This window comes from Mycolicibacterium arseniciresistens, assembly GCF_030519285.1.
GTDB lineage: Bacteria > Actinomycetota > Actinomycetes > Mycobacteriales > Mycobacteriaceae > Mycobacterium > Mycobacterium arseniciresistens.
Genome location: NZ_JAUMSQ010000285.1, coordinates 1 through 11,225, shown reverse-complemented (window position 1 = coordinate 11,225; position 11,225 = coordinate 1). Strand labels below are relative to the sequence as shown.

Sequence of the window (11,225 nt, the reverse complement as noted above, 5' to 3'; positions counted from 1 at the left end):
GGCGGGCCGAGCCCGGCGCCGAGCCGGTGGTGCTGCGGTGCGGGCTGGACCGCCCAGCCGAGTTCGTCGTCGGGGCACCGCTGCAGATGGTGGACGCCGTGGCATGGTTCCGGGTGGGCGAGGCGCGGGCGGGCGAAGCAGGGGTGGGCGAGGCAGACACGGGCGGCGGACAGCCGGGCGACGGCGCGCGCAGCACCTGGTACGCCGTCGACCGACCGGTCTACGTCGCGCTGACCCTGCCCGCCGGTTCGGGGCCGACGCCGATCCAGCTGATGTCGGCGACGATCACCGAGACCCTCCCCGCGCGCCCGGCCGATCCCGCGCCGGTCGGTTAGCGCAGGCCGGTACCCCTGGCCAGCGCGGTGTCCACCATCGCCGCCAGCAGAGTCGGATAGTCGAGCCCGCTGGCCGCCCACATCCGCGGGTACATCGAGATGGTGGTGAAGCCGGGCATCGTGTTGATCTCGTTGACCACCGGGCCGTCGTCGGTGAGGAAGAAGTCGACGCGGGCCAGTCCCTGGCAGTCCACGGCGGTGAAGGCGCGGATCGCCAGCTGGCGGATCTCATCGGCGATCTCGTCGTCGACCTTGGCCGGCACGTCCAGTTCGGCGCCGTCCTCGAGGTACTTGGTGGCGAAGTCGTAGAACCCGTCCTCGCGGCCACGCACCCCGGCGACCCGGATCTCACCGACGGTGCTGGCCTCGACCCGCCCGTCGGGCAGTTCGAGCACACCGCACTCCAGTTCGCGGCCGGGCACCGCGGCCTCGACGATCACCTTCGGGTCGTGGCGGCGGGCGAGTTCGATCGCCGCGGGCAGGTCGTCCCAGGCCGCGACCCGGCTGACGCCGATCGACGATCCACCGCGGGCGGGTTTGACGAACACCGGCAGCCCGAGCCGCTCCCGTTCCTCGAGTTCGAGCGTCGACCGGCGTGCCCGCAGCACGACGTGGTCGCCGACCGGCAGGCCGTCGGCGATCAGCAGCTTCTTGGTGAACTCCTTGTCCATCCCCGCCGCACTGGCCAGCACGCCGGCCCCGACGTAGGGCACCCCGGCGAGTTCGAGCAGGCCCTGGATGGTGCCGTCCTCGCCGTAGGGCCCGTGCAGGACGGGGAACACCACATCGACCGAGGCCAGGATCTCGCCCGCGGCGCCCTGGCTCAGCGACACCAGCTGACCACTGCGCTCCGGTGCGGCGGGCAGCGCCAGTTCGATGCCCGACGCGCCGCTCACCTCGGGCAGCCGGCCGTCGGTGATCGCCAGCGTCTCGGGGCGGCCGTCGGTGAGGACCCACGAGCCCGCCGGGGTGATGCCGACGGCGACGACCTCGAACCGCTCCGGGTCGAGGTTGCGCAGGATGCTGCCCGCGGAAACGCAGGAGATGGCGTGCTCGGAACTGCGGCCGCCGTAGACGACGGCGACGCGCGTGCGGCCGGCGGAGCCGGGCTGGTTGCGAGCAGTCACAACCTGCAGAGGCTACCGTCCCGCCCGCTCACCGCACGATCCGATTACCTGACCAGGGCTTTCACCGCAGCGCGCGGTCGATGTCAGCGATGAGGTCGTCGGTGTCCTCGATGCCGAGCGAGATCCGGGCGAACCCGTCGGCGACGGGGTCTCCCCAGCGGGCCCGGCGGTCCACCGAGGAGTGGATGCCGCCGAAACTGGTCGCGCCCACCAGCAGGTCGCTGCGCTGCACGAGGCGGTGGACGGCGGCGGCGTCGGCCAGTTCCGCCGACACCACACCGCCGAAGCGCCGCATCTGGCGTGCCGCGACCTCGTGCGACGGATCCTCGGGCAGCCCCGGGTAACGCACCATGCGCACCGCCGGATGGGTGCGCAGCAGCATGGCCAGCGCCTGGGCGTTCTGGCACTGCCGCTCGAAGCGCAGGCCGACGGTGCCGAGGCTGCGCAGCAGCAGCCACGCCTCGAACGCGCCGAGCACCGCGCCCGCGAGCAGGCGGTCGCGTTCGATCGCGGCCATCAGCTCCGGGTGGCTGCCTGCGACGTATCCCGCGAGCAGGTCGTGGTGGCCCGACAGCGCCTTGGTGGCGCTGGCCACCACGAGGTCGGCGCCCAGCGAGAGCGGTTGCTGGCCGAGCGGGGTGGCGGTGGTGTTGTCGACGACCAGCGTGGTCCCACGGCGGCGGCACAGCGTCGCCAACCGGTGCAGATCGGCGACGTCGAGCGTCGGGTTGGCCGGTGTCTCGGCCAGCACGATGTCGGCGCCCGCGGCCGCCTCGCACATCTGCGCGCAGGTCGCCTCGATCACCGAGATACCGCGCGGCGCAAGATGTTCGGTGGCATACCGGCGCACCTGGTAGTAGCCGTCGGCGGGTACCACCAGCGTGCTGCCGGGCGTGGCGAGCACCCGGAGCGCGGTGGTGATCGCCGCCATCCCCGATGAGAATGCCAGCGCGCGGGTGGCGCCTTCGAGTGTGGCGAGCGCCGACTCCACGAGGCGCCACGTCGGATTCGACCGGCGGCCGTAGCTGTCCAGCGTGTCGTCTTCGTCAGCCGGGATGTGATAGGCCGCAGCGGGAATGGGCGGCGGCGCCACGGGTGCGCCCGGAACCGGTTCGGCGCCCGCGGCTTTCACGCTGCGGGTGGAGTCACCGTAGCCGCCGTCCATCGCCGTCACTCCGGCTTGGTGCTGCGGCCGAGCAGCAGCGCCACCGCTTCGTCGACGCTGAGCCCCCGGTGGCACACCCGGTGCACGGCGTCGGTGAGCGGCATCTCGACGTCGTAGCTCGAGGCCAGCGAGAGCACCGACTCGCACGAGGTGACGCCCTCGGCGACGTGTCCGCCCGCCGCCTCCAGCGCGGACTCCATGGTGCCGCCCCGGCCCAGCCGCTCGCCGAACGTGCGGTTGCGCGAGTGCGGTGAGGTGCAGGTGGCGACGAGGTCGCCGACGCCGGCGAGCCCGGCCAGCGTGGCGGGCTGGGCGCCCAGCGCGATGCCAAGCCGCATGATCTCGGCCAAGCCGCGGGTGATGATCGCGGCCACGGTGTTCTCGCCGAGCCCCACACCGGCGGCCATCCCGGTGGCCAACGCGATGACGTTCTTGCAGGCCCCGCCGACTTCGGCGCCGATCACGTCGCTGTTGGTGTATGGACGGAAGTAGCCGGTGGCCAGCGCGCGCTGCAGCGTCACCGCCCGGCCGGAGTCGTTGCAGGCGACGACGGTGGCAGCGGGCTGCTCGGCGGCGATCTCGCTGGCCAGGTTCGGCCCGGTGACCACCGCCACCCGCCCGGCGTCGGCTCCGGTGACGGCGATGATCACCTGGCTCATCCGCATCAGGGTGTCGAGTTCGATGCCCTTGGCCAGACTGACCAGCGTCGCGTCGTCGCCGATCAGCCCCTTCCACTGCTGCAGGTTCTCCCGCAGCCGCTGCGAGGGCACCGCCAGCAGCACGGTGCAGGCGCCGGCGAGCGCCTCCGCCGGGTCGGCGGTCGCCCGGATCGTGGCCGGCAGCTCGGTCTCGCCGAGATAGGAGGTGTTGCGGTGGGTGGCGTTGATCTCGGCGGCGAGTTCGGGCCTGCGGGCCCACAGCGCGACGTCGTTGCCCGCGTCCGCCAGGACTCTCGCCAGGGCTGTTCCCCACGCACCGGCACCCATCACCGCCGCCTTCACCACCGCTTCACCCTAGCGCGGGCCGGTGGGCGTACCCGCTTTCGGCGTGGCCGGGCATCTGCGAACGCGCCTGGCAGGATGGCGATCATGAGCGGCACACGAACCGCGGCGGATGCCGACGTCGCGGTGGTGATCGCCGTGAAGCGGCTTGCGGCGGCGAAGACCCGGCTGGCCTCGGCGTTCCCGCCGGCCGGCCGGGAGAGCGTGGTGCTGGCGATGTTGACGGACACCATCGCGGCCGCGCTCCGGGTGGCAGCGGTCACCGTGGTCACCCCTGACACCGCCGCCGCCGATGCTGTGCGGTCGCTCGGCGCGAACGTGATCGACGATCCGACGCCCGACGGGCACCCCGACCCCCTCAACAACGCGATCGCGGTCGCCGAAGCGGAGCTGCGCGCCGGCCATTCGAACATCGTTGTGCTGCAGGGCGATCTGCCGGCACTGCGATCGCAGGAGCTGGCCGAGGCGATCACCGCGGCGCGCGCCCACCCCCGCAGCTTCGTGGGTGACCGGCACGGCACGGGCACCGCCGCCCTCTTCGGCTTCGGCGCCCCCCTCGATCCGCGGCTGGGAGCCGATTCCGCTCGGCGCCACCGCGATTCCGGCGCGGTGGAGCTGACGGGCGGGTGGCCGGGCCTGCGGTGCGACATCGACACCCCCGAAGATCTGGCGGCCGCACGGTTGCTCGGCGTCGGTCCGGCGACCACCCGCGTGCTGCCACCGACCAGGTGAACAGCCGGCGAGCAATGTAGGTCCGCGGTGGCCGCACGAACCGCGGATGAGGAATGATTGGCCAGATGACCGAAGCCGAGGCCCAGACACGAACGGAAGACGCCGAGCGGGTGCCGGTCGACACCGCCCCGGAGGCCCAGGCATCAGCCGCGGCGCCGGATGCGCCGCCGGCGGCGACGTCGCCCGTCGCCGACCCTGCTCAGCCTGCCGCCCTGCCCGAGGACCGCTATCTCAACCGTGAGCTGAGCTGGCTCGACTTCAACGCCAGGGTGCTCGCGTTGGCCGCGGACCCGTCGCTGCCGCTGCTGGAACGCGCCAAGTTCCTGGCGATCTTCGCCTCGAACCTCGACGAGTTCTACATGGTGCGCGTCGCCGGCCTCAAGCGTCGCGATGAGATGGGCCTGTCGGTTCGGTCGGCGGACGGCCTCTCCCCGCGTGAGCAGTTGCGGCGCATCGGCGAGCGCACGCAGCAGATCGCCAGCAGGCATTCGAAGGTCTTCATGGACGAGGTGCGCCCCGCTCTCGCCGAGCGGGGCATCGTCATCGTGACGTGGAGCGAACTCGACGACTACGAACGCGACAGGCTGTCGACCTACTTCCACGAGCAGGTGTTCCCGGTCCTCACGCCGCTCGCGGTCGACCCGGCACACCCGTTCCCCTTCGTGAGTGGGCTGAGCCTGAACCTGGCGATCACCGTCAAGCTTCCCGACGACGGGACCCAGCACTTCGCGCGAATCAAGGTGCCCGACAACGTAGACCGCTTCGTGGAACTGCGGGCGCGCGACGATGACGGCGGCGGTGTCCGATTCCTTCCGATGGAGGAACTGATCTCGGCGTTCCTCGACGTCCTGTTCCCCGGCCTGGAGATCGTGGAGCACCACGCCTTCCGGATCACGCGCAATGCCGACTTCGAGGTCGAGGAGGACCGCGACGAGGATCTGCTGCAGGCCCTCGAACGCGAGTTGGCCCGCCGCCGGTTCGGGTCGCCCGTGCGTCTCGAGATAGCCGGCGACATGACCGAGAACATGCTCGAGTTGTTGCTGCGCGAACTCGACGTTCATCCCGGTGACGTCATCGAAGTGCCGGGTCTGCTCGACCTGTCCGCGCTGTGGCAGGTGTACGGCGTCGACCGACCGGAGCTCAAGGATCCCCCGTTCGTCCCCGCCACTCCGCCGGCGTTCGGCGAACGCGAGACTCCCAAGAGCATCTTCTCCACGCTGCGCGACGGCGACGTCCTGGTGCACCACCCGTACGACTCGTTCTCGACCACGGTGCAGCGCTTCATCGAGCAGGCCGCCGCCGACCCGAATGTGTTGGCGATCAAGCAGACCCTGTATCGGACCTCGGGCGACTCGCCGATCGTCAGCGCGCTCATCGACGCCGCAGAGGCCGGTAAGCAGGTCGTCGCGCTCGTCGAGATCAAGGCGCGCTTCGACGAGCAGGCCAACATCAAGTGGGCTCGCGCACTGGAACAGGCAGGCGTGCACGTCGTCTACGGGTTGATCGGGCTCAAGACGCACTGCAAAACGTGTCTGGTCGTGCGCCGCGAGGGGTCGACGATCCGGCGCTACTGCCACATCGGGACCGGCAACTACAACCCGAAGACCTCGCGCCTGTACGAGGACGTCGGCCTGCTCACGGCGGCTCCGGACATCGGTGCCGACCTCACCGATCTGTTCAACTCGCTGACCGGCTACTCCCGCAAGGTGTCCTACCGCAACCTGTTGGTGGCGCCCAACGGCGTGCGCCGCGGCATCATCGAGCGCATCGAGCGGGAGGTGGCCGCGGCCCGTGAGGGCGCCGACGCGCGAATCCGGCTGAAGGCCAACGCCCTGGTCGACGAACAGGTCATCGACGCGCTGTACCGGGCATCGCAGGCCGGCGTGCGGGTGGAGGTGGTGGTGCGCGGCATCTGCGCGCTGCGGCCGGGTGCGGCGGGATTCTCCGACAACATCGTGGTGCGTTCGATTCTCGGCCGGTTCCTCGAGCACTCCCGGATCATCCACTTCAAGGCCATCGACGAATTCTGGATCGGCAGCGCCGACATGATGCACCGCAACCTCGACCGCCGGGTGGAGGTGATGGCGCAGGTGAAGGATCCTCGACTGGCCGCACAGCTCAACGACACGTTCGAGTCGGCGATGGATCCGTCCACCCGGTGCTGGGAGTTGGGCACCGACGGGCGCTGGACGGCCTCGCCGCAGGAAGGCCGCACGGTACGCGACCATCAGGTGTCGCTGATGGAACGCCACCGGCACCCGTGATCCTCGCCCACCGTCTCGGCCGTGACTCCCCGAACCGACTGCAGGAGTTGAGGTGAGTACCAAGAGCCCCAAGGGCAAGGCGGTGCTGGCCGCCGGTGCGGTGTTGTGGCGCACCGACGGCGACGACCCACAGCCACTGGTCGCGGTCATCCACCGCCCGCGCTACGACGACTGGTCACTGCCGAAGGGCAAGGTCGACCCGGGTGAGACCGAACCGGTCACCGCGGTGCGGGAGATTCTGGAGGAGACGGGCTGCGCCGCGCACCTCGGCCGCCGGCTGACCACGGTGAGCTACCCGGTGGACCAGGGCGTCAAGAAGGTCAGGTACTGGGCCGCCCGCCGCGTCGACGGCGAATTCGCCCCCAACGACGAAGTCGACCAGCTGATCTGGCTGCCGGTGGGCGACGCGATGAAACGGGTGGGCTATCCGCACGACCGGAAGGTCCTGCGCCGGTTCGCGAAACTGCCTGCCGACACCCAGACCGTGCTGGTCGTCCGGCACGGCTCGGCAGGCGACAAGAAGCGCTACCGGGGCGACGACGACAAGCGTCCACTGGACGAACGCGGGCGCGCACAGGCCGAGTCGCTCGTCGGCCAGTTGCTCGCATTCGGTGCGGACGAACTGTTCGCCGCTGCCCGCACCCGGTGCCTGCAGACGCTGGAGCCGCTGGCCCAAGAACTGGGCACCACGGTGACCAGTGAACCGGAGCTCACCGAAGAGGCCTACTCCGATGACAAGAAGGCGGCCCGCCGCCGGATCCTCGACATCGTCGCGAAGGCCGGGGAGAGCGGTGTCACTCCGGTGATCTGCTCGCAGGGCAAGGTCATCCCCCACCTCGTCGACTGGTGGTGCGAGCAGGACGGGGTGCGGCCGGACAAGTCACGCAACCGCAAGGGCAGCACGTGGGTGATGTCGCTGTCCGGTGGCCGGCTCGTGTCGGCGGACCACATCGGCAGCCCTCTGGCCGTCACCGGCTGAGAACGCCCGCACGGGGGTCCACAGCAGGAAACGCCGCGGGTCGGTTCGACCCGCGGCGCCTCCGTGTCGTTTCCGGGGCGGAATCTACTTGCGGCCCTTCTTGGCCGGCGCCTTCTTGGCAGCCGACTTCTTGGCGGGCGCCTTGGTGGCGGCCTTCTTGGCGGCCGGTGCCTTCTTGGCCGGCGCCTTGGTGGCGGCCTTCTTGGCGGCGGGCGCCTTCTTGGCCGGGGTGGTCTTCTTCGCGGCCGTCGACTTCGCCGGCGCCTTCTTGGCAGCGGTGGTCTTCTTCGCCGCCGTCGACTTCGCCGGCGCCTTGGTGGCGGTGGTCTTCTTCGCCGCGGTGGACTTCGCGGGCGCCTTCTTGGCTGCAGTCTTGGTGGCGGCCTTGCGGGCCGGCGCCTTCTTGGCGGCCCCGCGCTTGGCGGGCGCTGCCGTCACGCCGCGCTTGACGGCAGGGCCGTCCGCCGGGAGACGCTGCGCGCCAGACACAACCGCCTTGAACTGAGCACCCGGGCGGAATGCCGGCACCGAGGTGGGCTTCACCTTCACCGTCTCGCCGGTGCGCGGGTTGCGCGCGACACGGGCGGCGCGGCGGCGCTGTTCGAACACGCCGAAGCCGGTGATGGTCACGCTGTCGCCCTTGTGCACTGCGCGCACGATGGTGTCGACGACGTTCTCGACCGCGGCGGTGGCCTGCCTACGGTCGGTGCCCATTTTGTTGGTCAGTACGTCGATGAGCTCCGCTTTGTTCATTCAAATCCTCCGAGACCAGTGGTCCTCCTTGGACCGACTAGTGGACACGGTAAACCCTTTGACCACTGATTTCCAAGAGCCACGCGCAATTTCAATCGTCGCTGGCAAATAATTCGGCAATCCGGTTGCCGCGCACGGGCTCCTGCCGGAGGCTCGGAGAACCCCTTCCAGGGCGGCGAATTCGGCCCGCCGCGGGGCCGCGATCAGGCCGGCAGGGTCTTCGGTTTCCAGTTCGGCCTGTGCTGCTCATAGGACTCGATCTCGTCGAGTTTCTGCAGCGTAAGGCCTATATCGTCGAGTCCGGAAAGCAGTCGCCAGGCGGTGTAGTCGTCAATTCTGAACGGCACCACAACCGTTCCGGCGGTCACCGTTCGATCTTGAAGGTCCACACCGATTTCCAGCCCGGGATTCTGCTCGATCAGCTTCCACAGCAGTTCCACATCGTCTTGCGCGACTTCGGCGGCCAGCAGTCCCGCCTTGCCCGCATTTCCGCGGAAGATATCGGCGAACCTAGACGAGATAACCACCCGGAACCCGTAGTCCATGAGCGCCCAGACCGCGTGCTCGCGCGATGACCCGGTGCCGAAATCCGGTCCCGCCACCAATACGGAACCCCGGTCGAACGGCGCCAGATTGAGAACGAACGAGGGGTCGTTGCGCCAGGCGGCGAACAATCCGTCCTCGAATCCCGTTCGGGTGACCCGCTTCAAATACACCGCCGGGATGATCTGGTCGGTGTCGACGTTGGACCGGCGCAGCGGTACGCCGATCCCGGTATGGGCGGTGAAGGCTTCCATCAGTGGGCTCCTCGGTCGGTCAGATCGGCGGGAGAGGACAGCGTGCCGCGCACGGCGGTGGCCGCGGCGACGGCGGGTGAGACGAGGTGCGTCCGGCCGCCCTTGCCCTGCCTGCCCTCGAAATTGCGGTTCGAGGTCGACGCGCAACGCTGCCCCGGTGAGAGTTGATCGGGGTTCATGCCAAGACACATCGAGCACCCGGCCTGCCGCCACTCCGCACCGGCGGCGGTGAAGATCGCGTCCAGGCCCTCGGATTCGGCCTGCGCCTTCACCCGCATCGACCCGGGCACGATCAGCATCCGCACCCCGTCGGCGACCGAGCGGCGGTTCAGCACGTCGGCGACCACCCGCAGATCCTCGATGCGGCCGTTGGTGCACGAGCCGACGAACACGGTGTCGACCGCGACGTCGCGCATCGCGGTGCCCGGGCGAAGGTCCATGTAGGTCAACGCCTTCTCCGCGGCCTGGCGCTCGCCCTCGTCGACGATCAGCTCGGGATCGGGCACCGCACCGGCCAGCGGGATGCCCTGCCCGGGGTTGGTGCCCCACGTCACGAACGGGCTCAGGGCCGCCGCGTCGATGTGCACCTCGGTATCGAATTCGGCGCCGGGATCGGTGCGCAACTGGCTCCACGCCGCGACCGCGGCATCCCAGTCGGCGCCCTTGGGGGCGTGCGGCCGCCCACGCAGGAACTCGAAGGTGGTCTCGTCCGGCCCCACCATGCCGGCCCGGGCACCGGCCTCGATGCTCATGTTGCAGATGGTCATCCGGCCCTCCATCGACAACGCCTCGATGGCGCTGCCCCGGTATTCGATGACGTGACCCTGTCCGCCGCCGGTGCCGATCTTCGCGATCACCGCGAGGATGACGTCCTTCGCGCTCACTCCCGGCGGCAGTTCGCCGTCGACGTTCACCGCCATCGTTTTGAACGGGCGCAGGGGCAGCGTCTGGGTGGCCATCACGTGCTCGACCTCGGATGTGCCTATTCCCATGGCCAGCGCGCCGAATGCGCCGTGCGTCGAGGTGTGGCTGTCGCCGCAGACCACCGTCATCCCCGGCTGCGTCAGGCCGAGCTGCGGTCCGATGATGTGCACGATGCCCTGTTCGGCATCGCCCATCGGGTGCAGCCGGATGCCGAATTCCGCGCAGTTGCGCCGCAATGTCTCCACCTGGGTGCGTGACACCGGATCGGCGATCGGCTTGTCGATGTCGATCGTCGGGACGTTGTGGTCCTCGGTGGCGATGGTGAGATCGGGCCGGCGCACCGGGCGTCCGGCCAGCCGGAGGCCGTCGAACGCCTGCGGGCTGGTGACCTCGTGGACCAGGTGGAGGTCGATGTAGATCAGGTCGGGTTCCCCGTCGCCGCGGGCGACGACGTGGTCGGCCCAGACCTTCTCTGCCATGGTCCTGGGCTTCTGCGAGTTGGCCATCACATCTCGATTCGCGTCGTGGCGCCCGCACCCTGATCGTGACACCGTGGGCTGGTTTCTCAACATGCGGGACGCTAGTATCTCTCTGTGAGACAGGATAGCGGTATCGGCGTGCTGGACAAAGCCGTGGGCGTACTCCATTCGGTGGCCGAGTCACCATGCGGGCTCGCGGAACTGTGCGACCGCACCGGGCTGCCGCGCGCAACGGCGCACCGCCTCGCGGCCGGCCTCGAGGTGCACCGGCTGCTCGCCCGCGACGCCGACGGCCGCTGGCGACTCGGCCCCGCGCTCACCGAACTGGCCGGGCACGTCAACGACCCGCTGTTGGCCGCTGGTGCGGTGGTGTTGCCGCGGCTGCGCGAGATCACCGGTGAGAGTGTGCAGTTGTACCGGCGGGAAGGCACCGCACGGATCTGCGTGGCGGCGCTGGAGCCGCCTGCGGGCCTGCGTGACACGGTTCCGGTGGGCACCCGGCTGTCGATGACCGCGGGCTCGGGCGCCAAGGTGCTGCTGGCCTATGCCGACGCGGCGACCCAGCACGCCGTGCTGCCGGAGGCGAAGTTCACCGACCGCGCCCTGGCCGAGGTGCGCAGGCGGGGCTGGGCGCAGAGTGCGGCCGAGCGCGAACCGGGGGTGGCGAGC

The 11,225-nt window shown here is 70.1% G+C and carries 11 protein-coding genes; 5 read left to right on the top strand and 6 right to left on the bottom strand.

Annotated elements, in window-relative coordinates; genetic code table 11:
• On the top strand, nucleotides 1-335 hold a 335-nt coding region (locus Q2100_RS25675; RefSeq protein WP_302916335.1), incomplete at its 5' end, for a DUF3515 domain-containing protein.
• Here the strand turns inward: Q2100_RS25675 and Q2100_RS25670 are convergent.
• From Q2100_RS25670 to Q2100_RS25660, 3 genes are all read right to left on the bottom strand, one after another.
• Nucleotides 332-1,462, bottom strand: coding sequence for a D-alanine--D-alanine ligase family protein (locus tag Q2100_RS25670; protein ID WP_302916334.1), 1,131 nt, complete (start codon nucleotides 1,460-1,462; stop codon nucleotides 332-334). The genes Q2100_RS25675 and Q2100_RS25670 overlap by 4 nt on opposite strands.
• A 61-nt stretch (nucleotides 1,463-1,523) precedes the next feature.
• Nucleotides 1,524-2,627: a cystathionine gamma-lyase gene (locus tag Q2100_RS25665; protein ID WP_264012243.1), complete on the bottom strand. Its 1,104-nt coding sequence runs from the start codon at nucleotides 2,625-2,627 to the stop codon at nucleotides 1,524-1,526.
• A gap of 5 nt (nucleotides 2,628-2,632) precedes the next feature.
• Nucleotides 2,633-3,631, bottom strand: coding sequence for an NAD(P)H-dependent glycerol-3-phosphate dehydrogenase (locus Q2100_RS25660; RefSeq protein ID WP_302916333.1), 999 nt, complete (start codon nucleotides 3,629-3,631; stop codon nucleotides 2,633-2,635).
• Between the two features lie 84 nt (nucleotides 3,632-3,715).
• Between Q2100_RS25660 and cofC the strand changes: the two genes are divergently transcribed.
• The 3 genes from cofC (at nucleotide 3,716) to mutT1 (ending at nucleotide 7,603) form a co-directional block, all read left to right on the top strand.
• On the top strand, nucleotides 3,716-4,360 hold the full coding sequence (cofC, locus tag Q2100_RS25655; RefSeq protein ID WP_407667692.1) for a 2-phospho-L-lactate guanylyltransferase: 645 nt from the start codon (nucleotides 3,716-3,718) through the stop codon (nucleotides 4,358-4,360).
• A gap of 65 nt (nucleotides 4,361-4,425) precedes the next feature.
• On the top strand, nucleotides 4,426-6,624 hold the full coding sequence (locus Q2100_RS25650; protein WP_264011934.1) for an RNA degradosome polyphosphate kinase: 2,199 nt from the start codon (nucleotides 4,426-4,428) through the stop codon (nucleotides 6,622-6,624).
• Nucleotides 6,625-6,676: 52 nt separating this feature from the next.
• The gene (gene mutT1 / locus Q2100_RS25645) at nucleotides 6,677-7,603 is read left to right on the top strand and encodes an 8-oxo-(d)GTP phosphatase MutT1 (protein ID WP_302916331.1); all 927 of its coding nucleotides are present in this window, start codon (nucleotides 6,677-6,679) and stop codon (nucleotides 7,601-7,603) included.
• An 84-nt stretch (nucleotides 7,604-7,687) separates the two neighbouring features.
• Here the strand turns inward: mutT1 and Q2100_RS25640 are convergent, their stop codons facing one another.
• From Q2100_RS25640 to leuC, 3 genes are all read right to left on the bottom strand, one after another.
• Nucleotides 7,688-8,356 (bottom strand): HU family DNA-binding protein, encoded by a 669-nt coding sequence (locus Q2100_RS25640; RefSeq protein ID WP_264011935.1) that lies wholly within the window; start codon nucleotides 8,354-8,356, stop codon nucleotides 7,688-7,690.
• 203 nt (nucleotides 8,357-8,559) lie between these two features.
• Nucleotides 8,560-9,153 (bottom strand): 3-isopropylmalate dehydratase small subunit, encoded by a 594-nt coding sequence (leuD, locus tag Q2100_RS25635; RefSeq protein ID WP_302916330.1) that lies wholly within the window; start codon nucleotides 9,151-9,153, stop codon nucleotides 8,560-8,562.
• On the bottom strand, nucleotides 9,153-10,583 hold the full coding sequence (leuC, locus tag Q2100_RS25630; RefSeq protein ID WP_302916329.1) for a 3-isopropylmalate dehydratase large subunit: 1,431 nt from the start codon (nucleotides 10,581-10,583) through the stop codon (nucleotides 9,153-9,155). Before leuC ends, leuD begins: the two co-directional genes overlap by 1 nt.
• Nucleotides 10,584-10,670: 87 nt before the next feature.
• Here leuC and Q2100_RS25625 point away from each other — a divergent pair.
• Nucleotides 10,671-11,225, top strand: a 555-nt coding sequence (locus tag Q2100_RS25625) for an IclR family transcriptional regulator (RefSeq protein WP_302916328.1), incomplete at its 3' end; no start/stop codon positions are given.

Coding starts and splice junctions, on each gene's coding strand:
- Q2100_RS25650 (WP_264011934.1), top strand. CDS start 4,426: ATGACCGAAGCCGAGGCCCAGACACGAACGGAAGACGCCGAGCGGGTG.
- Q2100_RS25665 (WP_264012243.1), bottom strand. CDS start 2,627: ATGGACGGCGGCTACGGTGACTCCACCCGCAGCGTGAAAGCCGCGGGC.
- leuC (WP_302916329.1), bottom strand. CDS start 10,583: ATGGCCAACTCGCAGAAGCCCAGGACCATGGCAGAGAAGGTCTGGGCC.
- leuD (WP_302916330.1), bottom strand. CDS start 9,153: ATGGAAGCCTTCACCGCCCATACCGGGATCGGCGTACCGCTGCGCCGG.
- Q2100_RS25640 (WP_264011935.1), bottom strand. CDS start 8,356: ATGAACAAAGCGGAGCTCATCGACGTACTGACCAACAAAATGGGCACC.
- cofC (WP_407667692.1), top strand. CDS start 3,716: ATGAGCGGCACACGAACCGCGGCGGATGCCGACGTCGCGGTGGTGATC.